A 24,841-nucleotide genomic window follows, 5' to 3' on the forward strand; every position below is an offset into this window, starting at 1 on the left:
CAGCCGCGCGCGGGCCAGTGGGCACTCCTGGCGGAGGTGGGGCCGGCCGGGTGAGGCACCGCGAATATAGCCCGCGGTATTCGAATGTGCCCTATGGGTACGCGGATTCTTCTCCACGGGGCACACGGGGCCCAGGCACCCGTTCGGGGTCCTGGTGCCAAGTAAGGTGAGACTCGCCTTACTGTCGCTTTCGCGGGCCTGCCGCGGACGACACGGCCCCGACCCCGACCCGTCCCCGCCGTTAGGATGCACCGTGGCCCAGCAGCTCGCCGCCACCCGCCCCGTCGCGCCCCGTCGCGCCGCCGTCCGCACCTTCGCCGTCGCGGACGTGTCCCGGCCCTCGCCGGGCTTTGCCCGCGTCACCCTGCTCAGCACCGGCGACGGCTTCGAGGAAGAGTTCGAGCCCCTCGGCCACGACCACTGGTTCCGCCTGTTCCTGCCCGCCCCCGACGGCTCCCTGGACCTGCCCTTCGGCCCGGCGGAGGGCTGGTACTCCCGGCTGCTGGCGATCGACGAGGAGCGGCGGCCCGTCGTGCGCAACTACACCATGCGCGAGGTCCGCAGGGCGGGCCGCGCCTGGGAGGTGGACGTGGACTTCGTCGTCCACCGCTCGCCCACCACAGGAGAGGTCGAGGGCAGGGCCGCCCGCTGGGCCCTGGCAGCCCGGCCCGGCGACCCGGTGGGCCTGCTCGACCAGGGCCGCCTGTTCAACATGGACGACCACACCGGCCCGGTCCTGGTGGTGGCGGACGAGAGCGGCCTGCCCGGTGTGGAGGGCATCGCCCGCTCCCTCGCCGGAGCGCCCGCCGAGTACGTGCTGGAGGTCCCCGCCGCCGCCGATCGCCGCCCCCTGGCCGACGCCGACCCGGTGTGGCTGGTGCGCGGCCCCGGCGAGGACGCGGGCGGGCGCGCGCTGGAGCATCTGCGTTCGGCTGCCATCGCCCCGGCGACGGGGGTGTACATCGTCGGTGAGGCGTCGTTCGTCCTGGCGGCGCGCGCCATCGCTCTGAAGGCCGGCGTGCCCAAGGGGCGCGTTCAGTTCTGTGCCTACTGGCGTCTCGGGCGTCGCGCGCAGGACCGGGACTGACGCCCGCGCCGACCCCGGTCGAGGGCTCGGCCGGAGCGCGGACCAGCCGGAAAAGGTAGAAAAAGGACGCGGTACGCTCGTGACGCCAGTCGAACTCCACCACATGGAGCAGGGAACCCGGTGCGAATCCGGGACTGACGCGCAGCGGTGAGGGTGACGGGCGGAGCAGGCCCCGGGGACGCGGTTCCCGGCGGCGGCCACTGGGGCAACACGCCCCGGGAAGGCGCCCCGCACCGGTCGATCCCGAGTCCGAAGACCTGCTGGCACTGGCGGTGACCGGCCGTCAGGTCGATCGCGGACCCCGCGCACCGGGTCCCTGACCCCGAAGGACGCCATGCCGTCGACGGACCCGCCCCCCTCCGTCCCCCGCACCCGCCGCGACCGCTGCCCCGGCGCCCTGCGGCCCTGGCCCGCCGACGACGGACTGCTCGTCCGGCTCCGACTGGTCGGCGGCCGGATCCCCGCCCGGTCGCTGCGCGCCCTGGCCGCCGTGGCACAGCGGTTCGGCGACGGGCGGATCCACACCACCGGCCGCGCCAACGTGCAACTGCGCGCCCTGCCCGGCCGGGACGGAACACTGGAACCCGGGGTGCTCCGGGCGATCGCGGAGAGCGGGCTGCTGCCCTCGCCCACCCACGAACTGGTCCGCAACATCATGGCCTCCCCGTGCACCGGCCTCACCGGCGGCCGGGCCGATCTGCGCCCCGTCGCCGCATCCCTGGACCGGGCGCTGTGCGCCGAACCCCGCCGCGCCGTCCTCCCGGGACGCTTCCTGTTCGTCCTCGACGACGGCCGCGGCGACCTGGCCGAACACCCCTGCGACCTCGGCCTGACCGCACTGGACGGGGAGACCGCGCAGCTCCGGATCGGAGGACACCACGGCCCCCGGGTCCGGCTCGACGGGGCCGCGGACGCGCTCACCGGACTGGCCGACGCCTTCCTGGAACGGCGCGGCACCGGCCCCACCGCCCCCTGGCACGTCGCCGAACTCCCCGCGCCGCTGGCCGCGCCGGTCACCGCGGATCCGAAGCTGCCCGCCCCCGCGCCGCCGCTGCCGCACGGCCCGCTGCCCGGAAGCGGACGGCACGTGCCCGTGCCCGCGGAGGGCCTGGACCGGGCCGCCGCCGACGCCCTCGCCGACGAGGCGGACGCGGCCGGGGCCGACGCCCTCGTCGTCACGCCCTGGCGCGGCGTCGTGGTTCCCGGGGAGGTCCGGTGACCAAGCCCACAAGGCCGACCCGGCGCTACGACTACGTCGACGACGGGCCCGCCATCTACACCGACTCCTTCGCCACCATTCGGCGTGAGGCCCGCCTCGCGCACCTGCCCGCCAACGCCGAGCGCCTCGCCGTGCGCATGATCCACGGCACCGGACAGGTGGACCTCGCCGACGATCTGGACATCCACCCCGGCCTGGTGCCCGCCGCGCGCACCGCCCTCCGTGCGGGGGCGCCCATCCTGTGCGACGCCACCATGGTCGCCTCCGGGGTGACCGCCGCCCGACTGCCGCGCGGCAACGAGGTGCTGTGCCTGCTCGGCGACGCACGGGTGCCCGGCCTCGCCCGGCAGTGGGGCACCACCCGCAGCGCCGCGGCGGTGTCCCTGTGGGAGCCGCTGCTGGAGGGCGCGGTGGTCGCGGTCGGCAATGCGCCCACCGCCCTCTTCCACCTGCTGGAGATGCTGGCGGACGGCGCGCCGCTCCCGGCCGCGATCGTGGGCTGCCCGGTCGGCTTCATCGGCGCCGCCGAGTCCAAGCGGGCGCTCGCCGGCTTCGCCGACCGTCACGGCACCGACATCCCCTACGTGACCGCCCACGGCCGCCGGGGCGGGTCCGCCATGACCGCCTCGGCCCTCAACGCACTCGCCAAGGAGGAGGAGTGACCGGCCGCTTCCACGGTGTCGGGGTCGGCCCCGGAGACCCCGAACTCATCACCCTCAAGGCCGCCCGGCTCATTTCCGGAGCCGACGTCGTCGCCTACCACGCCGGTGTCGGCAAGGAGTCCAACGCCCGCCGTACCGCCGCCGACCTCATCCCGCACACGGCGGTGGAGGAGCGGCTCACCTACCCGGTGACCACCGGCACCACCGACCACCCCGGTGGCTACGAGGGCGCCCTCGCCGACTTCTACACCGAGTCCGCCGCGCGGTTGGCCGCCCACCTGGACGCCGGGCGCGACGTCGTCCTGCTCTCGGAGGGCGACCCCCTGTTCTACGGGTCGTACATGTACATGCACGACCGGCTCTCACAGCGCTACGAGACGCGGATCGTGCCCGGCGTCCCGGCGTTCACCGCAGCCGCGGCCGTCGCGGAGTCGCCGCTGGCCCGGCAGACCGACGTGCTCACCGTGCTGCCCGGAACCCTGCCCGAGGCGGAACTGGCCCGCCGCCTGGCCGACACCGACGCCGCCGTGATCATGAAGCTGGGCCGCACGTTCCCCGCCGTGCGCCGCGCCCTGGCCGTCGCCGGGCGGCTGGAGCACGCGGTCTACGTGGAGCGCGCCTCGATGGACGGGGAGCGGCGCCTCCCGGTCGCCGAGGCAGACCCGTCCACGGTGCCCTACTTCTCCCTGGTCCTGGTCACCGGCGACAGCCGCAACGGCACCCGCTCCCGTGAGGCCGCTGCGGCACCCGTGCCCCCGGAGCCCGCCGGACCGGCCGCCGAACTGCTGGTGGTGGGACTGGGGCCGGGGCCGGAGAGCTGGCTCACCCCCGAGGTGTCGGCCGCGCTCGCCGAGGTGGACCACGTGGTGGGCTACGGCCCCTACGTCGACCGGGTGCTCCAGCGCCCCGGCCTCACCCGGCACGCCTCCGGCAACACCGTCGAACTCCAGCGCGCCCGCCTCGCCCTCGACCTCGCCAAGAACGGTGAGCGCGTCGCCGTGGTCTCCGGCGGGGACGCCGGGGTGTTCGGCATGGCCACCGCCGTGTTCGAGGCCGCCGAGGACCCCGCCTACCGGGACGTACCGGTCCGGGTGCTGCCCGGGGTCAGCGCCGTGCAGGCCGTGGCCGCGCGCGCGGGTGCCCCCGTCGGTGGCGACTTCGCGGTGGTGAGCCTGTCGGACCGGCTCAAACCGTGGGAGGTGGTGGAGCGGCGGCTGCGCGCCGTCGCCGACGCAGACCTGGCGCTGGCCGTCTACAACCCGGCCTCCCGCTCCCGCACCGAGCAGATCGCCGCTGCCCGCCGGATCCTGCTGGAGCACCGCGACCCCGGCACCGTGGTCGTGGTGGGCCGCTCCATCGGCCGCGACGGCGAGTCCCTGGAGGTGACCACTCTGGAGGGGCTCGACCCGGCCGCGATCGACATGCGCTGCCTGCTCATCGTCGGGGCCTCCGGCACCCGGGTCTCCGCGACGGGCCGCGTCTGGACACCGAGGTGGGTGAAGCCGTGACCGTGCACTTCGTGGGGGCGGGCCCCGGCGCCGCCGACCTGCTCACCGTCCGTGCCACGCGGATGCTCGCCGAGGCCGACACCGTGCTCTATCCCGGCACCTACCTGGACCCGCGGGTGCTCACCCACTGTGCGCCCGGTGCCGAACTGGTGGACACCCAGGGACTGGACCTGGACCGCATCACCGCCCACCTGGTGGAGGCGCACGGCGCGGGCCGGGACACCGTCCGGCTCACCTCGGGCGACCCGTCGCTGTACTCGGCGCTGGCCGAGCAGACCCGGCGCCTGGACGCGGCGGGCGTGCCGTGGGACGTCACCCCGGGGGTGCCCGCCTACGCGGCGGCCTCGGCGTTGGCGGGCCGGGAGCTGACCGTGCCGCTGGTGGCCCAGTCGGTGGTGCTGACGCGGACCCGAGCCCGCTCGACCGCCATGCCGCAGACCGAGTCCCTCGCCGCGTTCGCCGCCACCCGGGCCACCCTGGTGCTGCACCTGGCGATCCGGCGGGTGCGCGAACTCATGGCGGAGATCGCACCGGAGTACGGTGCCGACTGTCCGGTGGTGGTGGTCTACCGGGCCAGCCAGCCGGGCGAGGCGGTGCTGTGGGGCACGGTGGCCACGATCGCCGACGCCGTGGAGAAGGCGGGGCTGCGCCAGGCGGCGGTGATCCTCGTGGGCCGGGCGCTCGGCCCTGACGGCGGCGGAGAGTCGTACCTGTACGACCCGGAGCGCCCGAGATAGCGGGGGATCGTCACGTGATCTTGCTACCAGTGCAGGATCAGGGCCGTTTTCCTGCGCCGGTAGCAAGATCACGCTGGTTTGGTGAGGGACCACTGGGTGACGGTGCGTGCCGGTGTCCACCCGGTGAAGCCCCCGAGGGGGGCGGCGGTCTCCACGGCGATGCGGGCCAGCTCCCCTCCGTGGGACCGGTGGGTGTCAGCGAGCAGGTGTTCGGTCTCCACCGTCACCCCGTGCACCGCGATCCGCCCGCCGGGACGCAGCGCACCCAGGCAGGAGTCCAGCACGCCCGGCCGGGTCGCCCCGCCGCCCACGAACACCGCGTCGGGTGCGCGCAGCCCGGTCAGCACCGCCGGGGCGCGGCCGGTGACCACGGTCAGGCCGGGCACGCCGAGGCGGCCCGCGTTGCGCACGATCCGCTCGGCCCGCTCGGCGTCGGCCTCCACGGCGGTGGCGGTGCAGGCCGGGTGGGCGCGCATCCACTCGATCCCCACCGAACCCGCGCCCGCCCCCACGTCCCACAGGTGCTGCCCGGGTGCGGGCGCCAGCCGGGCCAGGGCCGAGGCGCGCAGGTCCCGCCTGGTGAGCTGCCCGTCGCTCTCGAAGGCGTCGTCGGGCAGTCCCGGCACCAGGCCGTGGCCGGGCGGGCCGAGGAGTTCCAGGGCCAGGACGTTCAGCGAGGGCACTGTCTCGGGAGGGGCCGACAGCCAGCGTTCGGCGGTGGCCGCCAGGGTCGACTCCGTGTCCGATCCCAGGTCGCCCAGCACGGTCATGAGGGTGGCCCCGTAGCCCGCCCCGGCCAGCAGGGCGGCGACCGCCGCCGGGGTGCGAGCGTCGGAGGAGAGCGCCAGGACGCGGTGGCCGGGGGCCAGGTGGCGCAACAGCCGCCGGGGATCACGGCCGACCAGGGTTACCACGGTGCACCGTTCGGCGGGCCAGCCCATCCGGGCGCGGGCCAGGGCGACCGAGGACACCGCGGGTTCGACGCGCACGGCGTCCGCGCCCAGCAGGTCGATCAGGGTGGTGCCGATCCCGGACACCAGCGGGTCGCCGGAGGCGAGCGCCACCACGGGGGCGTCGTCGAGGGAGGCGAGCAGGTCCGGCAGCTGTTCGCGCAGGGGGGAGGGCCACACCTCGCGGCGCTGCCCGGGGCGGTCCGGCAGCAGCGCCAGGTGCCGGTGCCCGCCCAGCACCGTCTGCGCGGCCATGACCAGGCCGCGCAGCCGCTCCGGCAGGCCCGGCCAGCCGTCCGCGCCGATGCCGATGACGGTGATCCCGGTCCCGGGAGAAGGGGGCGTCTTGTCCGACATGCACCTGACGTTATCGTTGCCACAGGTGCGAGGTGCTCCGACGGTCCGGCTATCGGAAACGGTGGGAAGGGCGGGAGGGGAGAATCTGGGAAGCCCGGTGAGACTCCGGCACAGGCCCGCTGCGGTGAACCGAGCCCCCTGGTGGGGACCCGGCAAGTCCGAAGACCGGCCTCGCGTCCGTCCTTGAACGATGGCGCAACGAGCGGGAGCCTCACATGCCATTGCGGTCTTCGCACTACCCCTTCTCCGCGATCGTCGGCTGCGACGACGAACCCCTCGACGACCTCGGCCTGTCCCTCGTCCTCATCAGCGTCTCACCGGAGATCGGCGGCGTGCTGGTGCGCGGCGAGAAGGGCACCGCCAAGTCCACGGCGGTGCGGGGCCTGGCCTCGCTCCTGCCGCCCGTGGACGTCTACCGGGGCGACCGGTTCTCCGTGGACCCTGCGGACCCCGGACAGCGCTCCCCGGACGGCCCCTTCGAACCCGGGACCCCCGTGGAGAGCCGCCCGGCGCGCCTGGTCGAACTGCCCGTGGGCGCCACCGAGGACCGGGTACTGGGCTCCCTGCACCTGGAGCAGGCGCTCACCCACGGCAGGGTCGCCTACGAACCCGGGCTGCTGGCCAGGGCCCACCGAGGCATCCTCTACGTGGACGAGGTCAACCTGCTCCACGATCACCTCGTCGACCTTCTCCTGGACGCCGCCGCCACCGGCCGGGCGACCGTGGAGCGCGACGGCTTCTCCGTGGAACACGCCGCCCGGTTCCTGCTCGTCGGCACGATGAACCCCGAGGAGGGCGAGCTGCGCCCGCAGTTGCTCGACCGGTTCGGGCTCGCCGTGGACGTGGCCGCCCCCGCCGACCCCGCCGTCCGGGTGGAGGTGGTGCGCCGCCGCATGGCCTTCGACACCGACCCCGCCGCCTTCGCCGAGCGCTACCGTGCGGCGGAGGAGTCCCTCTCCGCGCGCGTGGCCGCCGCCCGCGGGCGGCTCGCCAGGGTGCGGCTGTCGGAGGCCGCGCTGCTGAAGGTCTCCGAGGTGTGCGCGGCCTTCGAGGTGGACGGGCTGCGGGCCGACATCGTCACCGCGCGCACGGCGATGGCGCACGCGGCCTGGGCGGGGCGCGCCTCGGTCACCAGGGCCGACATCCGCCGCGCCGCTCTTCTCTCCCTGCCGCACCGGCGCCGTCGCAACCCCTTCGACGCCCCCGGCCTCGACGAGGACCTCCTCGACCGGGTGCTGGGCGACGAGGAGTTGCCGCCCGATCCCCCGGAGCCGGACGGCCCGGACGGTGGCGGCGACCGCCCCGGGACCGACGGCCCCACCGGTACCGACGAGACGGATCCCGGAGACACCCCCGACCACCCGGACACGGACGGGCCCGCTGCCCCAGAGCCGCCCGCCTCCGGGGACGCCACCGGACCCGAGGCCCGGGGCGACCGCTTCGGTGAGGACGCCCCGGCACCCGGTCCGGCGGGCGGTGCGCCCGTGGCCAAGGCCGCCGACCCCTACCGGACCCGGCTGCTGACCGTGCGGGGCTCCGGGGAGGGGGCCGACGGCAGGCGCAGCCGCGCCGTGGGCGTGCGCGGACGCAGGATCGGAGCAGCCCCGCTCGGCCGGGGCTCCGGAAGCACCCTGCACATGGTCGAGACCGTGCGGGCCGCCGCGTCCCGGCCCCGGAGCGGCGGCCGCCTGCGCTTCGAACCCGCCGATCTGCGCGCGGCGGTCCGCGAGGGCCAGGAGAGCAACCTCGTCCTGTTCTGCGTGGACGCCTCCGGCTCCATGGCGGCGCGCAAGCGCATGGGCGAGGTGAAGACCGCCATCCTCTCCCTGCTCCTGGACGCCTACCGGCGCCGCGACAAGGTCGGCCTGGTCACTTTCCGGGGCGAGACCGCCGAACTCGCACTGCCGCCCACCCGGTCGGTGGACATCGCCGCCGCCCGCCTGGACGGCCTGCCCGCCGGGGGGCGCACTCCGATCGCGGAGGGCCTGCTGGAGGCGGCCCGGGTCCTGCGCCGCGAGCGGTTGCGCGATCCGAGGCTGCGCCCGCTCCTGGTGGTGGTCACCGACGGCCGCGCCACCGGGGGGAAGGGGGCCGTCGGCCGTGCGCTGAGGGCCGCCGACCACGTCGCCGGACTGGGCGTCACCACGGTCGTGGTCGACGGCGAGTCCGGGCCGCTGCGCCTGGGGCTGGCCGCACGTCTGGCCGCCCACCTGGGCGCCGACCACATGCCCGTCCGCGACGTCAGCGCCACCGCGCTGGGCGGCGCCGTACGAGAGAGGGCCGCCTGATGCCCCAGGGACGACCGAACGTGATCCCCGACGACGGGCTCACCACCCGCCAGCGCCGCCACCAGCCGCTGCTGGCTGTGCACACCGGAGACGGCAAGGGCAAGTCGACCGCCGCGTTCGGCCTCGCGCTGCGCGGCTGGAACCAGGGCTGGCGGATCGGGGTGTTCCAGTTCGTCAAGTCGGCGAAGTGGCGCATCGGCGAGCAGACCGTCCTGGAGCGCCTGGGCCGCCTGCACGAGGAGACCGGGGAGGGCGGCCCCGTGGAGTGGCACAAGATGGGTTCGGGCTGGTCGTGGATCCGCAAGGAGGGCAGTGCCGAGGACCACGCCGCCGCTGCCGCCGAGGGCTGGGCGGAGATCAAGCGCCGCCTGGCCGACCAGACGCACGACCTGCTCATCCTCGACGAGTTCACCTACCCCCTCGACTGGGGGTGGATCGACGTCGGGGACGTGGTGTCCGCGCTTGCCGAGCGCCCCGGCCGCCAGCACGTGGTGATCACCGGCCGCCGCGCCCACCCGCGCCTGGTGGAGGCCGCCGACCTGGTCACGGAGATGGCCAAGGTCAAGCACCCCATGGACGCCGGGCGGAAGGGGCAGCGGGGGATCGAGTGGTGACCCCCCTGCCCCGGCTGATGGTTGCCGCACCCATGACCGGGCAGGGCAAGACCACCGTCGCCACCGGGATCATGGCGGCGCTGCGCGAGGCCGGGTACGCGGTGAGCGGCCACAAGGTGGGGCCCGACTACATCGACCCCGGCTACCACGCGCTGGCCACTGGGCGGCCCGGCCGCAACCTGGACCCCCACCTGGTGGGGGAGGACCGGGTGGTGCCGCTGCTGCTGCACGGCGCGCGCGGCGCCGACGTCGCGGTCGTGGAGGGGGTGATGGGTCTGCACGACGGGCGGATCGGCACCGGCGGGTTCGCCTCGTCGGCGCACGTGGCCGCACTGACCCGCACACCGGTGGTGCTGGTGGTGGACGTGTCCCGCATGTCGCGGTCGGTGGGTGCGCTGGTGGCGGGTATGGCCGCCTACGACCCGGGGGTCCAGGTGGCGGGCGTGATCCTCAACAAGGCGGGATCGGAGCGCAACACCGCCGAGATCGTCCGCTCCACACGCCTGCCCGTCCTGGGCGTGGTGGGCCGCGACGGGGGGATCTCCCGTCCGTCCCGGCACCTGGGGCTCGTCCCGGCGGCCGAGCGCGCCGAATCCGCGGAGGTGGTCCGGCGGCTCGGCGAGCGCGTCGCCGAGCAGGTGGACCTGGCCGCGCTGCTCGACCTGGCCCGGTCCGCGCCCGACCTGGACGCCCGGCCCTGGGACCCGGTTCGGGAACTGGGGGCGGCCCCGGGACGGGGCCGGCCGGTGGTGGCCGTGGCGGGCGGCCGGGCCTTCACCTTCCGCTATCCCGAGACCGAGGAGCTGCTCACCGCCGCCGGATGCGAGGTGGTCGGCTTCGACCCGCTCACCGACACGGCGCTGCCCGCCGGGACCCGGGGCGTCTATCTGGGCGGCGGCTTCCCGGAGGTGTACGTCGGCCGACTGTCCGCCAACCGGGGCCTGCTGAACGAACTGGGGGAGGCCGTGGCCGAGGGGGTGCCCACGGTCGCCGAGTGCGCCGGGCTGCTCTACCTGGCGCGCTCCCTCGACGGCGCCCCCATGGCCGGTGCCGTTCCCGCCGACGCCCGGATGACGGAGCGCCTCACCCTGCGCTATCCCGAGGCGGCCGCGCCCCGCGACACCCTGCTCACCCGGGCGGGGGAGCGGGCGACCGGCCACGAGTTCCACCGCACACGCCTCACCCCCGGCTCCGCCGAGGGCGGCCAGGCGTGGGAGATCGACGGCGGGCCGGAGGGGTTCGCCTCACCGACTCTGCACGCCTCCTATCTGCACGTCCACTGGGCCGGGCACCCCCGGTTCGCCGCCCGGTTCGCCGACGCGGCCCGGGGGAGCGCAGCACGTCCCGCCACCGCTCCGCTCCGCGCCGCGAGCCGACCGCCCGGCACCCTCGCGGACCTCCCGGAACCGGTCGCCGAACCGTTGCGCCACCACGGCGACACCGAGGCGCGCGGCGGCCTGCTGGACTTCGCCGTCAACGTCTACGCCGGGCCGCGCCCCGCCTGGCTGGACCGGGTTCTGCACGAGAGCCTGGACCGCGCCGACGCCTACCCCGACCCCGCACCGGCCCGTGACGCGGTCGCCCGCCGCCACGGCCGCGAAAGCGCCGAGGCGCTGCCGACGGCGGGTGCCGCGGAGGCGTTCACCCTGCTCGCGCGGGTGCGGCCCTGGCGTCGGCCGGTCGTGGTGCACCCCCAGTTCACCGAGCCGCACGCCGCACTGGAACAGGCCGGGCACACCGTCACCCCCGTGTTCTGCGCCGCCGGGGACGGGTTCGCGTTCGACCCCGGGGCCGTGCCCGAGGACGCCGACCTGGTGGTGGTGGGCAACCCGACCAACCCCACCGGTGTCCTGCACCCGGCCCGGGCTCTGCGCAAGCTGTGCCGTCCCGGGCGGGTGGTGGCCGTGGACGAGGCGTTCATGGACGCCGTGCCGGGCGAGCCGGAGTCGCTGGCCGGTGAGCGCAGCGAGGGGCTGGTGGTGCTGCGCAGCCTCACCAAGCACTGGTCGATCCCGGGTATCCGCGCCGGGTACGCCGTCGGGGACGCGGTGGTGATCGCCGAGATGGCACGCGCGCAGACGCCGTGGTCGGTGTCGGCCCCGGCCGTCGCCGCCACCGTCGCCTGCACGGGCGGGCGGGCGGGCGCCGAGGCGCTGGAGCGCGCGCGGACTTTGGAGGGCTGGCGCGCCTTCCTCGAATCCGGTCTGCGCGCGGCGGGTCTGCCCTTCGTGCCCTCGCGCGCACCGTTCGTCCTCGTGCGGGCGGGCGAGGGCGTCCACGCCCGTCTGCGCGCCCGGGGCGTGGCGGCGCGGCGGGCCGACACCTTCCCCGGGCTGGACGCCTCCTGGGTGCGCGTGGCCGTGCGCCCCCCGGAGACCTCCCGCCTCCTGCTCGACGCCCTGGCCGGGGAGGTGCGGTCGTGCGCCGACCGCGCCTGAACGCCCGCGGGGCCCGGGCCGCCGGCCTCCTGCTGGGGTACGGTGCGGACCGGCTGCTGGGCGACCCCCGCCGGTTCCACCCGGTGGCCGGGTTCGGCAGGGTGGCGGCGGCGCTGGAGCGGCGCCTGTACGCCGACGCGCACGCGCGCGGTGCCGCCCACACCGCCCTCCTGGTGGGCGCCGCCGCAGGGCTGGGCGCCGTCCTGGAGCGGGCGGCCGCCCGCCGTCCGGCGGCACGGGTGGCGGTGACCGCCCTGGCCACGTGGACCGTGCTCGGCGGGCGCTCGCTGGAACGGGAGGCCGACGCCGTGCACGCGCTGCTCGCCGCCGGTGACCTGCTCGCCGCGCGCCGACGGCTACGCTCCCTGGTGGGGCGCGACACCAGCGCGCTGGACTCTGCGCAGGTGGCGCGGGCCGTCGTGGAGTCGGTGGCCGAGAACACCTCCGACGCGGTGGTCGCGCCGCTGGTCTGGGGGGCGCTCGCCGGAGCACCCGGTCTGCTGGCCTACCGCGCCGCCAACACGCTCGACGCCATGGTCGGGCACCGCGGCGTGCGCTACGCCCGCTTCGGTTGGGCGTCCGCCCGCTTGGACGACGTGCTCAACGTGCCCGGTGCGCGCCTGGCGGGTGCCTGGGCGGCGGCCGCCGCGCCGGGGCGGGCGCGCGCGGCGCTGCGGGCGTGGCGCCGCGACGCCGGTGCCCACCCCAGCCCCAACGCCGGGGTGGTGGAGGCGTCCTTCGCGGGCGCCCTGGGCATCCGCCTGGGCGGTACCAACCGGTACGGGGACCGGACCGAGCACCGCCCGGTCATGGGTGAGGGGCGCCAGGCCGCGCCCGCCGACATCGGGCGCGCCACGGCGCTGGCCCGCCGGGTGGGCCTGGGCGCGGTGTGCACGGCGGCGGCCGTCGCCGCAATGGTGCCCGGCCGTCGCTGAGCCCTGCGGGTGCGGCGCCGCCCCTGTGTCCTTCTCCGGCAGGGATCACGCTCTCGGTTCTCAGCCGTTCACGTCGTCGGCCTCGGTCAAGCGTTGCTGCCCGGTCCGTTGGTAGCGGATCTCGTTGCGGTTCCGTCCGAGGCTCTCCACAAGGCCTGCTCGCTTCAGCCGGTCCAGCCACCGCAAGACCGTTTGTCTGGGCAGCCCCGTCCTGGTCTGGATCTCCGAGCGGCTCAGAGCGCCCTCGTCCAGAGCGGCGAGGATCTCGTACTGCGTCATGCGGCGGTCACCGTCACCGACACGTATGAAGCTGCCCTGATAGATCCCCATCGACTTGAGGTGGCACGGCTTCTGCGCCGGAAGGGTCTCCGGGATCTCCGCGACGATGAGGTCCACCGACTCGAATCTGCGGGTCTTGATGTCGGCACGGATGGGTGGCTCGAACTCCGAGCACTGCGGCCCGAGGTCGGCAACGAGCTTGGCCGCGTCCCTCACCCCGACGGACTCGAAGCCGCTCTTCTCGTCCAGGCCGAGGATCAGGACGCCGCCCTCCTTGTTCGCGAAGGCGGACAGTGTCTCGTGCGTGGACTTGGGCAGCCTGTCGTGCGCTCTCTTGACCTCGACGTCGGACGAGGTCGCCACCGAAACGTCGCAGGTCCCGTACCAGTGCGAAGAGTTCGTCATCGTGCACGCTCCACTGGCGGGTTGCCCATTAGGTTGCCCGCTAGAACTAGTGGGCAACCTAGTGGGCAACCTTCGACTGGGCGCCGCATTGTTGTCGTTCTCGGATGGGGATGCCCTGTCGTGTGTCCCGATCGAAGAGGAGCGAACATGTCCGTGCGGGTCCGTGATCTCTAGGTCTGCCTGCCGATCTCCGGCCGGGCGGCGTCGATGCGGTTCTACCGCGACGCCTTCGGGTTCGAGCCCATCGGGGAGCCCGCCGAGGACGGGATGCCCGAACCGCTGATGTTCCGCCTCGACCAGCGCACCGTTCTGGTGCTCGTTCCCGACGACGGGTTCGACTGGGTTCTGGGTGACGGTCGCGCCCTCACCCCGGCCGGGACCAGCGAGTGCCTCCTGGGTGCGGGGGTGCCGACCGAGGGGGAGGTGGCCGAACTGGTCGGGCGGGTCCGGGACGCCGGGGGAGGGGTGCTCGCCGAACCCGAGCACCGGCCGTGGGGCTGTGTCGCCCTGTGCACCGACCCGGACGGCCACGTCTGGCAGGTCGGGGTCGAGCCCGCACCGGAGGTCTGAGTGCCGGCCCTGTCCGCAGTGGCCCGCTGTTCGCAGCGGGCCACACCTATTTCTCACGGAAGAACTTGCTTCTATTCGTGAGGTGGATCTAGAGTGCATCACGGATAAAACATCTTCTATCCGTGAGGTATGTGCTCATGTCCGCGACCGGCACCACCACCGCGCAGTTCCCCGTCCGCGTCTTCGGCGGGCCGACCGCCCTCTTCGACTACGGCGGCCTGCGCTTCCTGACCGACCCGACCTTCGACGCCCCCGGCGACCAGAACGCCGTCGCCGGGCCGACCCTGACCAAGACCGCCCCCGCCGCGGGTGTCCCCGCCGACCTCGGACGCGTCGACGCCGTGCTGCTCTCCCACGACGAGCACCCCGACAACCTCGACACCTCCGGCCGCGCACTGCTCGCCGACGTCCCCCTCACCCTGACCACGACCGGCGGTGGCAAGCGCCTCGGCGGCACGGCCCGGGGCCTGGCCGACGGGGAGAGCGCCGAACTGGACCGACCCGGGGGAGGGACCGTCACCGTGACCGCCGTCCCGGCCGTCCACGGCCCCGGACCCCGCGAGGAGGTCGAACCGTTCACCGGCCAGGTCGTCGGCTTCGTCCTGACCGGCGAGGGCCTGCCCACCGTCTACGTCAGCGGTGACAACGCCAGCCTCGACGCGGTCGAGCGGATCGCCGAGCGCTTCGCCCCCGTGGACACCGCCCTGCTGTTCGCCGGCGCACCGCGCTTCCCCGAGATCTTCGGCGGAAGCACCCTCGTCCTCGACAGCGCCCAGGCGGCCGAGGCGGCACGTGTCCTCGGCGCCCGGCGCGTGGTCCCCGTCCACTACGAGGGCTGGGCCCACTTCACCGAGGGCCGGGACGACCTGGCCGCCGCCTTCGCCGCCGCGGGCCTGGCCGACCTCCTCGACTGGGGACAGCGCGGCTGAACCGGGTCCGGCCGCGCCGAGGCCCAGCGTCCCGGTGCGGCCCCGGTTCACCGGCGCAGGGCGCGCACCCAGTCGAAAGCCGACGCCACGTCGTGGACGGTGGGCACCCCGGCCGGGCCCCACGGACGGCGCACCACCACGACCGGCACGCCCAGCAGCCGTGCCGCCGCCATCTTCGGCCAAGTGTAGGTACCGCCCGCGTCCTTGGTCACCAGCACGTCCGCGCCGTGCCCGGCCATCAGCTCCCGCTCACCGCCCAGCCGGTAGGGTCCCCGGCTGGTCACCAGCCGCCAGGCAGCGGGCAGGTCCAGGTCGGGCACGTCCACGACCCGGGCCAGCACCGCCAGCGGCCCCAGCGCCGGGACGAGCCGGGCCAGCTCCTGGCGGCCCACCGTGAGGAAGGGCCGCTCCCCGAGTTCGGCGGCCCGTGCGGCGGCCGCCTCGTGGTCGTCGACGTAGTACCAGGCCGGATCGGGTTCCCACCCGGGCCGCTCCAACCGCAGCAGGGGAAGATCGGTGCAGGCCGCCGCAGCGTTGGCGCTCATGCCCGTCGCGAAGGGGTGGGTGGCGTCCACCACCGCGTCGTAGTCGGCGAGCGCCGCACGCAGCCCCGGCACCCCGCCGAACCCGCCGACGCGCACCCGGCCCACCGGCAGGCGCGGCCGGGCCACCCGCCCGGCCAACGACGTGGTGACGTCCACGCCCGCCTCCACCAGGAGAGCGGCGAGCTCGCGGGCCTCGGAGGTGCCGCCCAACAACAGGAGTCTCACGCGGCACCGCTTCCACCGGGGGCCAGCACCGGCAGCCCCTCCGGAGCACCCTCACGGGCCAGGCCGAGCAGCGCGCCGGTGTCCACGTGCTCCTCCAACAGGTCGGCGAGCAGATCGATACGCCGCTCCCGGGCATCGGCGAAGCACACCCCGGAGGGCTCCAGGCCGAGTGCCTCGGCCAGGAAGGCGGAGCGGAAGGCGTCGCCCTCCAGACAGCCGTGCCACAGGGTGCCGAACACCCGCCCTGACCGTGCACCGCCCGGAAACGCCTCAGCGCCGCCGCCCACCGCGACCCGGCCGTGGTGGATCTCGTAGCCGTCCACGGGCACGCCCCACGCCTTTCCGGACGGCAGCCCCAGGGTCTTCTCCGCCGTGAAACCGGTACGCACGTCGAGCAGCCCCAGGCCCTCCGCCGCCGTGCCCGGCGCGGCCTCCACCCCGTCGGGGTCGGCGACGGCCCGGCCGAGCATCTGGAACCCGCCGCAGACACCGAGCAGCGGACGGCCGCGTCGCACGTGTTCGGCGACCGCCCGGTCCAGCCCGCGCGCACGCAGCCACACCAGGTCGGCGAGGGTGGCCCGGGTGCCGGGCAGTACCACCAGGTCCGCGTCGGCCAGGTCGCGCGGGCCGGAGGCGAACACCACGTCCAGGCCGGGCTCCAGCCCCAGGGCGTCCACGTCGGTGAAGTTGCTGATCCGGGGCAGCCGTACCACCGCCACCTTGCGGGCGGCGGTCCCCGTCGACCGGCGGCCCTCCAGGTCCAGGGCGTCCTCGGAGTCCAGCCACAGCCTTTGGTCCCACGGCAGGGTGCCGTACACCCGACGCCCGGTCATCCGCTCCAGGCTGTCCAGCCCGGGCCGCAGCAGCGCGGGGTCCCCCCGGAACTTGTTGACCACGAACCCCGCCACCAGCGCCTGGTCCGCCGCCTCCAGCAGACCCACCGTGCCGTACATCGCGGCGAACACCCCACCCCGGTCGATGTCGCCGACCACCACCGCCGGCAGGTCCGCGTGCCGGGCCAGCCCCATGTTCACGTAGTCCCCCGAACGCAGGTTGATCTCGGCGGGGCTGCCCGCGCCCTCGGCGACGACCACGTCGTAGCGCGCGGCCAGGCCGTCGAAGGCGGCGTGCGCGGCCTGTGCCAGGTGGCGGCGGCCCGCCTCCCAGTCGGAGGAGGACACCTCGCCCGCCGGGTGGCCGAGCAGGACGGCGTGGCTGCGCCGGTCGCCGCCCGGTTTGAGCAGCACCGGGTTCATGGCGGGTTCCGGCACGGCGCGGGCGGCCAGCGCCTGCACCCACTGGGCGCGCCCGATCTCCGCTGGGCGGCCGTCCGGGCCGTGGCAGACCATCGAGTTGTTGGACATGTTCTGCGCCTTGTAGGGCGCCACCCGCACCCCGCGCCGCGCGAAGGCCCGGCACAGCCCGGTGGCCACGGCGCTCTTGCCCGCGTCGGAGGTGGTCCCGGCCACCAGCAGCCCGGCACGCCTCCCCCCGACGGCACTCATTCCGGCCTCCTCAGCAGGGCGATGTCCATGACCCACCCGGTCCGCTCCCTGGCCCTGGACCGAGCCGCTCCGATCGCGGGCAGCACGTCGCCGACCCGACCGGAGACCAGTTCCTCGGTGTCGGTGCCCAGGTTGGCCCCCCACCACACCGACCACCCCTCCAGCCCCTCGAACGCGCTCTCCCCACCGAGCATGACGACGATCCCGTCCAGCCCGGCGGCCACCGCCCCGCCCAGTCCGCGCGCTGGAACGACGTGCACCGGGCGGCCCACCTCGTGCAGCACGATCCGGTGCCGGGCGGCCAGCAGTTGCGGGGCACTGATCCCCGGCAGCACGTCGAACTCCACCGGGATCGCGCCCCGATCGGTGATCGCCCGCACGATCCGCAGGGTGGAGTCGTACAGCGACGGGTCACCCCACACCAGGAACGCCGCCGTCCCGCCGCGCTCGCCCAGCACCCGCTCGTAGGCGGCCACGCGCGCCTCGTGCCACGCGGCGACCGCGGCCCGGTAGTCCGCCGGGTCTCGGTCGCGCTCGGGGTCGGGCACGGCCACCAGGGGCACACCGTAGGCGTCGCAGACCTGCCGGCGTACGGCCAGCAGGGCGTTGCCGTCGCGCTTGCGGGCCGCCACCGCGTAGTCGCAGCCCCGCAGCGCGTCAGCGACCTCGCCCGTGACGTGCTGCGGACCCATCCCGATACCGAGGATCCGTACCCTCACTCCGCCCGGTCCTCCATGTCGCCCTCCACCTCCAGGTAGACCTCGGTCAGCGCCTCCAGCGTCGCCGGGTCGGGCTCGGACCACAGCCCGCGCCGTGCCGCCTCGTGCAGGCGCTCCACGATCCCGTGCAGCGCCCACGGGTTGGAGCGGCGCAGGAACTCCTGCGTCGCCTCGTCCAGCACGTACTCCGCCGCGAGCCTCTCGTACATCCAGTCGTGCACGACCCCGGCCGTGGCGTCGAACCCGAACAGGTAGTCCACCGTCGCCGCCAGTTCGAAGGCGCCCTTGTAGCCGTGGCGGCGCATCGCGGAGATCCAGCGCGGGTTCACCACCCGGGCCCGGAACACGCGCGCCGTCTCCTCGCCCAGGGTGCGGGTGCGCACCGCGTCCGGCGAGGTGGAGTCGCCCACGTAGGCCTTGGGGTCGGAGCCGGTCAGCGCGCGCACCGTGGCCACCATGCCGCCGTGGTACTGGAAGTAGTCGTCGGAGTCGGCGATGTCGTGCTCGGCGCTGTCGATGTTCTTCGCCGCGACCTTGATCCGGCGGTAGTTGGTGCGCATGTCGTCGGCGGCCGGGGCGCCGTCCAGGCCGCGCCCGTAGGCGAAGCCGCCCCAGGCCGTGTACACCTCCGCCAGGTCGCGGTCGTCGCGCCAGGTGCCCGACTCCACCACCTGGAGGATGCCCGCGCCGTAGGAGCCGGGCGCGGAACCGAAGATGCGGGTGGTGGCGCGCCGCCGGTCGCCGTGCTCGGCCAGGTCGGCGCGGGCGTGGGCGCGCACGAAGTTCTGTTCGTCCGGCTCGTCCAGGTCGGCCACCAGGGTCACGGCGTCGTCCAGCAGGGCCACCACGTGCGGGAACGCGTCGCGGAAGAAGCCGGAGATGCGCACGGTGACGTCCACGCGCGGACGTCCCAGCTCCTCCAGCGGCACCACGTCCAGGCGGGAGACCCGCCGCGAGGCCTCGTCCCACTCCGGGCGCACGCCCAGCAGTGCCAGGACCTCGGCGATGTCGTCGCCGGAGGTGCGCATCGCGGAGGTGCCCCACACCGACAGCCCCACCGACTCCGGATAGGTGCCGGTCTCGTCCAGGTGGCGGCGCAGCAGCGATTCGGCCATCGCCTGCCCGGTCTGCCAGGCCAGCCGTGAGGGCACGGCGCGGGGGTCGACGGTGTAGAAGTTGCGTCCCGTGGGCAGCACGTTGACCAGGCCGCGCAGCGGCGAACCGGACGGGCCCGCCGGGACGTATCCGCCCGCCAGGGCGTGGACGGTGTGGTCGAGTTCGTTGGTGGTGCGTGCCAGGCGCGGCACCACCTGGGTGGCCGCGAACTCCAGGACGCGGCGCACCTCGGGTGCGTCGTGCAGGCCGGCCGAGGCGGCAGGGTCCCAGTCGGCGGCCTCCATCCGCTCGACGAGGTCGCGGGCGCGCGCCTCCACCCCGTCGACCTCGGCGGTGGGCGCGCCCTCCCTCAGGCCGAGGGCGGACCGCAGACCGGGCAGCGCCGCCCGCTCGCCGCTCCATACCTGCGCGGCCCGCAGCACGGCCAGCACGAGGTTCACCCGCGTCCCACCCTCCGGCGCCTCGCCGAGCACGTGCAGGCCGTCGCGGATCTGCACGTCCTTGATCTCGCACAGCCAGCCGTCGACGTGCAGCAGGAAGTCGTCGAACTCCTCGTCACCGGGCCGCTCCTCCAGACCCAGGTCGCGGTGCATCTCCGCCGCGCGCATCAGCGACCAGATCTCGCCGCGGATCGCGGGCAGCTTCGCCGGGTCCATGGCCGCGATGTTGGCGTACTCGTCCAGCAACTGCTCCAGCCGCGTGATGTCGCCGTAGGTCTCCGCGCGCGCCATCGGCGGAATGAGGTGGTCGACGACCGTGGCGTGGGCGCGGCGCTTGGCCTGCGCCCCCTCGCCCGGGTCGTTGACCAGGAACGGGTACACCAGCGGCAGGTCGCCGAGCACCGCGTCCGTGGCGCACTCGGCCGACAGCGCGGCGTTCTTGCCCGGCAGCCACTCCAGGGAGCCGTGCTTGCCCAGGTGGACGACGGCGTGCGCGCCGAACCCGTGCTCCAGCCACCGGTAGGCGGCCAGGTAGTGGTGGCTGGGCGGCAGGTCCGGGTCGTGGTAGATCGCCACCGGGTTCTCCCCGAACCCGCGCGGCGGCTGGACCAGGACGACGACGTTCCCGGCACGCATCGCCGCCAGGACCAGCTCACCGGAGTCGTTGACGTACAGGCGGCCGGGCGCGGGGCCCCAGTGCTCGGCCATCGCCTCCTTCAGCGACGCGGGCAGGTGCCCGGTCCAGGCGGAGTACTCCTCCGGCGTGATCCGCACCTGGGCATCGGTCATCTGCCCGGAGGTCAGCCAGTCCTCGTCCTGGCCGCCCGCCGCGATCAGGGCGTGCACCAGGGCGTCCCCGGCCTCGGTGTCGTCGGCCAGGTCCAGGCCGGGCAGGGCGTCGGGCCCGCCCAGGTCGTAGCCCTCGGCGCGCAGGCGGCGCAGCAGCCGCACCAGTGACCGCGGGGTGTCCAGGCCGACCGCGTTGCCGATTCGCGAGTGCTTGGTGGGGTAGGCCGACAGCACCACCGCGATCCGCTTCTCGGCGGGCGGCACGTGCCGCAGCCGGGCGTGGGCGGCAGCGGTCCCGGCCAAGCGGGCGCAGCGCTCGGCGTCGGCCCGGTAGTGGGGCAGCCCGTCGCTGTCGAACTCCTTGAAGGAGAAGGGCACCGTGATGATCCGCCCGTCGAACTCCGGGATGGCGATCTGGCTCGCCGAGTCCAGCGGGGTGACCCCGTCGTCGGAGGCCTCCCAGTCGGCGCGCGAGCTGGTCAGGCACAGCCCTTGGAGGACCGGCACGTCCAGCGCGGCGATCCGCTCCACGTCCCACGCCTCGTCGTGGCCGCCCGCTCCCGCCGACGCGGGCACACTGCCGCCCGCCGCCAGCACGGTGACCACCAGGGCGTCGAACTCCGCCAGCGCCTCGAACAGCTCGTCGGGGGCCGAGCGCAGCGACCCCGCGAACACGGGCACGCCCACGGCCGTCCCGGTGGCGTCGACCGCGTCGGCCAGCGCGTGCGCGAACGCGGTGTTGCCGCTGGCCTCGTGCGCCCGGTAGTAGAGGATGCCCACCCGGGGCAGCCCCGGGGCGTCGGGCAGGTCGCGTGCGCCGCGGCCCCACGCCGGGACGGGCTCGGGCGGCTCGAACCCCTCCCCGGTCAGCAGCACGGTGTCCGACAGGAAGGCGTGCAGACGCCCCAGGTTGGCCGGCCCGCCCTCCGCGAGGTAGCGGTGGGCGTCGGCCGCCAGCCCGATGGGGACGGTGGAGTGCTCCATCAGTTCGGCGCTGGGCTGCTGCTCGCCGCCGAGGACGACCAGCGGTGTGCCACGCCCCCGGGCGTCGTCCAGGCCCGGCCACAGATCGTGCGGGGAGCCCAGCAGGCGCACCACCACCACGTCGGCGCCCCCGACGGTGTCGGTGAGCACGGCGTCGGAGGCGCGTGAGGGGTTGGCCCACGTGTAGTCGGCTCCGCTGGCCCGTGCGGAGAGCAGGTCGGTGTCGGAGGTGGACAGCAGAGCGATCCGCGTCAAGGTCGGATTCCTTCCTCGGTGCTGACGGTGGTCGTGGTCGTGCCGTGTGCGTTCGCGTGTACCGCCCCCTGTGCGCCGCTTCCGCTGCCGCGTCGCAGGAACCGGATCACCGGATACCCCGGCCCGGAGCCGACCTCGGCCCGGACCCCGTAGACGTCCGCGATGAGCGACGGGGTCAGGACCTGGGCGGGCGTGCCCTCCGCCGCGGCGCGGCCGCCGCGCAGGACGAGCAGGCGGTCGCAGTACATCGCGGCCAGGTTGAGGTCGTGCAGGGCGATCACGGTGGTGACGGGCAGACCCGTGATCAGCTCCATCAGGTCGATCTGGTGCTGGATGTCGAGGTGGTTGGTGGGTTCGTCGAGCAGTAGCTCGTTCGGCTCCTGGGCGAGGGCGCGGGCGATCTGGGTGCGTTGGCGCTCGCCGCCGGAGAGGGTGTGCCAGGACTGGTCCGCCCGGCCGGTGAGCCCGGCCCGCTTCAGGGCCGCGTCCACGGCCCGGCGGTCCGCCCCGGAGGCCACCGCCCACGGGCGGCGGTGCGGGACGCGCCCCAGGGACACCACGTCCCGCACGGTCAACTCGGTCTGGGCCTGGGAGCTCTGCTGGACGGCGGCGATACGGCGCGCGGCGGCGCGGCGGCCGTACCGGTGCAGCGGACGGCCGTCCAGGGTGACCGTCCCCGCGGTGGGTTCGAGGACGCCGCCGAGGATCCTGAGCAGGGTGGACTTGCCCGAACCGTTGGGTCCCAGCAGGCCGACGGTCTCGCCGGGCCGCGGGGCGAGGGTGACGCCGTCCAGGACCAGCCGCCGTCCGGTTCGGTGCCCCACGGCGTCGGCGCGCAGCCCTCCGGAGGGCGCCGCACCGGGTTCGAGGTCTCTCACGTGCGCCTCCTGGCGCGGTAGAGCACGGCGACGAAGGCGGGCACCCCGATGAGGGAGGTCACCACCCCCACCGGGATCTCCCGCGGGTCGAGCACGGTGCGGGCGGCCGTGTCCACCCACACCAGGAAGACGGCACCGATCAGTGCCGTGACGGGCAGCAGCCGGGCGTGTCCGGGGCCGGTGAGCGCACGGGTGGCGTGCGGCAGCACCAGCCCCACGAAACCGATCGCCCCCGCCGAGCTGACGAGTGCCGCCGTGAGCAGCGCGGTGGCGCACAGCAGTACCAGACGTACCCGGGTCACCCGGATGCCCAGACTCGCCGCCGCCTCCTCGCCGAAGGCGAACCCGTCCAGGGTCGTGCTGTGTGCGAGGCAGACGGCGAGCACCAGGCCCAGCACGCCCGCGCACAGCGCCACGTCGGACCACCGCGAACCGCTGAGCGAGCCCAGCAGCCAGAACAGCACGCCCCGGGTGGTCTCCGCCGACGCCGACGTCAGCACGATCACCGAGGTCAGCGCCGAGAACAACTGCATGGCCGCGACCCCGGACAGCACCACCCGGTCCAGGCTGCCGCCGAGGGTGTGCGCCAGCAGCATCACCAGGCCGAAGGAGGCCAGCGCACCCACGAAGGCGCCCGCCGACAGGGACACCGCGCCGGCGCCCCAGCCCAGCACCAGCACCGCGACCGCGCCGGTCGAGGCACCGGAGGACACCCCGAGCACGAACGGGTCGGCGAGCGGGTTGCGCAGCAGGGACTGCATGACCGCCCCGCACAGGGCCAGGCCAGCCCCGCACACCGCGGCGAGCAGGGTACGCGGCATACGCAGGTCCCACACGATGCCCTCGCGCAGCGCGCTCAGGGGGGACTCGCCCCACCCCAGGCGGGCGCAGACGGACCGCCACACGTCGAGGGTGGAGATGTCGGCGGGGCCGAGGGTCACCGAGACCGCGACGGACGCGGCCAGCGCCACCAGACCGCCGACGACCAGCAGGACGAGCTGGAGGGCCCTCACAGGGCGAGCCCGAGATCCCGCAGCCCGGCGGCGACGATCTCGATGCCCTCGACCGTGCGGATGGTCGGGTTCATGGCCTGCCCGCTGAGCAGGACGTAGCGCTCATCGCGCACGGCGGTGAGTTCGGCGGTGGCGGGGTTGTCCTCCAGGAAGCCGATCTTGGCCTGCGCGGTCTCCGCCGTCTGCGAGTCGCGGGTCAGGTCGCCGAGCACGATGACGTCCGGGTCGCGGTCGGCGACGGTCTCCCAGTTGATCTGGGGCCACTCGTCGCGGGTGTCGTCGAAGGCGTTCTCCGCGCCCACCGCGCGGGTGATGATGCCGGGGGCGCCGCAGCAGCCCGCGAGGTAGGGCGACTCGGAATTGGCGAACCAGTACATGACCGTCACGTCCGCGACGTCCAGCCCGTCGGTGGCCGTGTCCACTCGCTGCTCCAGCTCCGCGACGAGCTCCTCGCCGCGTTCGGCCACCCCGAAGATCCGGGCCAGGTCGCGCACCTCCCCGTAGACGGTGTCCAGGGTGAGCGCCTCACTGCGTGAGCCGTCGCCGCCGCTGTCGTTGTCCTTGCCCGCCGCGCAGTCGGAGGGGGACACGTAGGTGCCCACGCCCAGGTCCTCGAACTGCTCCCGGGTGGCGACGCCGCCCGCGCCGAGCGTGGACTCGAAGGAGGCGGTCACGAAGTCCGGCTCGGCCTCCAAGACCGCCTCGAAAGACGGGTTGTTCTCGGCCAGGCGCGGGATGCCGGAGTTCGCCTCCTCCAGCCCCTCCATGATCGGGTCGGTCCAGGTGGCGGTGCCGACGACGCGCTCCTCAAGGCCGAGGGAGAGCAGGATTTCGGTGGTGCCCTGGTTGAGGGAGACGACCCGCTCCGGGGGCGATCCCACGGCGACCCCGTGCCCGCAGTTGTCGAGGGTCGGGGTGCCGGCGGCGGCCCCGGAGCCGTCCTCGGCCTCCTCGGGGGCCGCGCCGCAGGCGGTGGCCAGGAGGGAGAGGGCGAGCAGGGCAGGGGCGGGGGACAGCGCTGTGCGCAGCATGGAGGTATGCCTTTGTGTCGGGGCTCGAACGCGGAGCCTGGCCGTGGACCCCGCGCGCGGTCGGCGCGCGGGTGCCAGCAGGTCTTCGGACTCTGGTTCACCCGGACGGGGTGCCTTCCCGGGAGCGGCCGCTCCGACGCTCGGTCGCCGCGGCCCCGCCCAGTGGCGCGATACCCCGCCCGTCCCCATCACCGCTGCGCGTCAGTTCCGGATTCACACCGGATTCCCTGACCACGAAAGTGGTACGACTGGCCCTGGAAGGGTACCAAGCCGCCTTTTGCCGTAGGGAGGGCGAAGCCGATTGGCCCGCGTTACCCCGCCCACGGGGTGCGGGGTGGGCGGGCGGAACGGTCGGACGCGTCG

General features: G+C 74.8%; 20 protein-coding genes and 3 riboswitches. Of the genes, 11 read left to right on the forward strand and 9 right to left on the reverse strand.

The features are described 5' to 3' along the window. The first annotated feature begins 253 nt into the window (after window positions 1-253). The 5 genes from B042_RS0109680 (at window position 254) to B042_RS0109700 (ending at window position 5,213) form a co-directional block, all read left to right on the forward strand. Entirely contained in the window at window positions 254-1,087 is an 834-nt protein-coding gene (locus B042_RS0109680; RefSeq protein ID WP_028648121.1) for a siderophore-interacting protein, read from the forward strand. Between the two features lie 69 nt (window positions 1,088-1,156). Next, a riboswitch (cobalamin riboswitch) is annotated at window positions 1,157-1,367 on the forward strand. 54 nt (window positions 1,368-1,421) lie between these two features. Next, window positions 1,422-2,306, forward strand: a complete 885-nt coding sequence (locus B042_RS0109685) for a nitrite reductase (RefSeq protein ID WP_028648122.1) — start codon at window positions 1,422-1,424, stop codon at window positions 2,304-2,306. Next, window positions 2,303-2,968 carry a precorrin-8X methylmutase gene (locus B042_RS0109690; protein ID WP_028648123.1) on the forward strand — a complete coding sequence of 222 codons (666 nt, stop codon included), beginning with the start codon at window positions 2,303-2,305 and terminating at the stop codon, window positions 2,966-2,968. The genes B042_RS0109685 and B042_RS0109690 overlap by 4 nt, the downstream gene beginning before the upstream one ends. Further along, window positions 2,965-4,476, forward strand: coding sequence for a precorrin-2 C(20)-methyltransferase (locus B042_RS0109695; RefSeq protein WP_028648124.1), 1,512 nt, complete (start codon window positions 2,965-2,967; stop codon window positions 4,474-4,476). Before B042_RS0109690 ends, B042_RS0109695 begins: the two co-directional genes overlap by 4 nt. Beyond that, window positions 4,461-5,213 (forward strand): cobalt-precorrin-4/precorrin-4 C(11)-methyltransferase, encoded by a 753-nt coding sequence (locus tag B042_RS0109700; RefSeq protein ID WP_028648125.1) that lies wholly within the window; start codon window positions 4,461-4,463, stop codon window positions 5,211-5,213. Before B042_RS0109695 ends, B042_RS0109700 begins: the two co-directional genes overlap by 16 nt. Before the next feature lie 68 nt (window positions 5,214-5,281). On the opposite strand, the gene B042_RS0109705 is transcribed toward B042_RS0109700, so the two are convergent. Continuing rightward, a complete protein-coding gene (locus B042_RS0109705) occupies window positions 5,282-6,520 on the reverse strand; it encodes a bifunctional cobalt-precorrin-7 (C(5))-methyltransferase/cobalt-precorrin-6B (C(15))-methyltransferase (RefSeq protein WP_028648126.1) in 1,239 nt (412 codons plus the stop codon). A gap of 51 nt (window positions 6,521-6,571) precedes the next feature. Further along, a riboswitch (cobalamin riboswitch) is annotated at window positions 6,572-6,709 on the forward strand. A 26-nt stretch (window positions 6,710-6,735) separates the two neighbouring features. Between B042_RS0109705 and B042_RS0109710 the strand changes: the two genes are divergently transcribed. The 4 genes from B042_RS0109710 to B042_RS0109725 are packed head-to-tail and all read left to right on the forward strand — an operon-like array spanning window position 6,736 to window position 12,795. Beyond that, window positions 6,736-8,808, forward strand: coding sequence for a VWA domain-containing protein (locus B042_RS0109710; RefSeq protein WP_231493902.1), 2,073 nt, complete (start codon window positions 6,736-6,738; stop codon window positions 8,806-8,808). Further along, entirely contained in the window at window positions 8,808-9,422 is a 615-nt protein-coding gene (cobO, locus tag B042_RS0109715) for a cob(I)yrinic acid a,c-diamide adenosyltransferase (RefSeq protein ID WP_028648128.1), read from the forward strand. The genes B042_RS0109710 and cobO overlap by 1 nt, the downstream gene beginning before the upstream one ends. A 17-nt stretch (window positions 9,423-9,439) precedes the next feature. Beyond that, window positions 9,440-11,860, forward strand: coding sequence for a cobyrinate a,c-diamide synthase (locus B042_RS22630; RefSeq protein ID WP_036554531.1), 2,421 nt, complete (start codon window positions 9,440-9,442; stop codon window positions 11,858-11,860). Then, window positions 11,842-12,795: a cobalamin biosynthesis protein gene (locus B042_RS0109725; RefSeq protein ID WP_028648129.1), complete on the forward strand. Its 954-nt coding sequence runs from the start codon at window positions 11,842-11,844 to the stop codon at window positions 12,793-12,795. Before B042_RS22630 ends, B042_RS0109725 begins: the two co-directional genes overlap by 19 nt. 60 nt (window positions 12,796-12,855) lie before the next feature. On the opposite strand, the gene B042_RS0109730 is transcribed toward B042_RS0109725, so the two are convergent. Further along, the gene (locus B042_RS0109730) at window positions 12,856-13,479 is read right to left on the reverse strand and encodes an RNA-binding domain-containing protein (protein ID WP_028648130.1); all 624 of its coding nucleotides are present in this window, start codon (window positions 13,477-13,479) and stop codon (window positions 12,856-12,858) included. A 207-nt stretch (window positions 13,480-13,686) separates the two neighbouring features. Here B042_RS0109730 and B042_RS0109735 point away from each other — a divergent pair, with 207 nt between their 5' ends. Next, a complete protein-coding gene (locus B042_RS0109735) occupies window positions 13,687-14,049 on the forward strand; it encodes a VOC family protein (RefSeq protein WP_051415584.1) in 363 nt (120 codons plus the stop codon). A 137-nt stretch (window positions 14,050-14,186) separates the two neighbouring features. Beyond that, a complete protein-coding gene (locus B042_RS0109740) occupies window positions 14,187-14,978 on the forward strand; it encodes an MBL fold metallo-hydrolase (RefSeq protein ID WP_028648132.1) in 792 nt (263 codons plus the stop codon). Between the two features lie 47 nt (window positions 14,979-15,025). On the opposite strand, the gene B042_RS0109745 is transcribed toward B042_RS0109740, so the two are convergent. The 7 genes from B042_RS0109745 to B042_RS0109775 are packed head-to-tail and all read right to left on the reverse strand — an operon-like array spanning window position 15,026 to window position 24,478. Beyond that, window positions 15,026-15,748: a cobalt-precorrin-6A reductase gene (locus B042_RS0109745; RefSeq protein WP_028648133.1), complete on the reverse strand. Its 723-nt coding sequence runs from the start codon at window positions 15,746-15,748 to the stop codon at window positions 15,026-15,028. Next, complete coding sequence (locus B042_RS0109750) at window positions 15,745-17,253, reverse strand: cobyric acid synthase (protein WP_028648134.1); 1,509 nt, start codon at window positions 17,251-17,253, stop codon at window positions 15,745-15,747. Before B042_RS0109750 ends, B042_RS0109745 begins: the two co-directional genes overlap by 4 nt. After that, a complete protein-coding gene (gene cobF / locus B042_RS0109755; RefSeq protein ID WP_028648135.1) occupies window positions 17,250-17,972 on the reverse strand; it encodes a precorrin-6A synthase (deacetylating) in 723 nt (240 codons plus the stop codon). The genes B042_RS0109750 and cobF overlap by 4 nt, the downstream gene beginning before the upstream one ends. Next, window positions 17,969-21,556 (reverse strand): cobaltochelatase subunit CobN, encoded by a 3,588-nt coding sequence (gene cobN / locus B042_RS0109760; protein WP_028648136.1) that lies wholly within the window; start codon window positions 21,554-21,556, stop codon window positions 17,969-17,971. The genes cobF and cobN overlap by 4 nt, the downstream gene beginning before the upstream one ends. Then, on the reverse strand, window positions 21,553-22,434 hold the full coding sequence (locus B042_RS22635) for an ABC transporter ATP-binding protein (RefSeq protein ID WP_197024238.1): 882 nt from the start codon (window positions 22,432-22,434) through the stop codon (window positions 21,553-21,555). Before B042_RS22635 ends, cobN begins: the two co-directional genes overlap by 4 nt. Beyond that, a complete protein-coding gene (locus tag B042_RS0109770) occupies window positions 22,431-23,447 on the reverse strand; it encodes an iron ABC transporter permease (RefSeq protein WP_028648137.1) in 1,017 nt (338 codons plus the stop codon). The genes B042_RS22635 and B042_RS0109770 overlap by 4 nt, the downstream gene beginning before the upstream one ends. Beyond that, window positions 23,444-24,478 (reverse strand): ABC transporter substrate-binding protein, encoded by a 1,035-nt coding sequence (locus tag B042_RS0109775; protein WP_028648138.1) that lies wholly within the window; start codon window positions 24,476-24,478, stop codon window positions 23,444-23,446. The genes B042_RS0109770 and B042_RS0109775 overlap by 4 nt, the downstream gene beginning before the upstream one ends. Window positions 24,479-24,536: 58 nt before the next feature. Further along, window positions 24,537-24,746: riboswitch (cobalamin riboswitch) on the reverse strand. Window positions 24,747-24,841 lie beyond the last annotated feature (95 nt).

Source organism: Nocardiopsis sp. CNT312 (assembly GCF_000515115.1).
GTDB lineage: Bacteria > Actinomycetota > Actinomycetes > Streptosporangiales > Streptosporangiaceae > Nocardiopsis.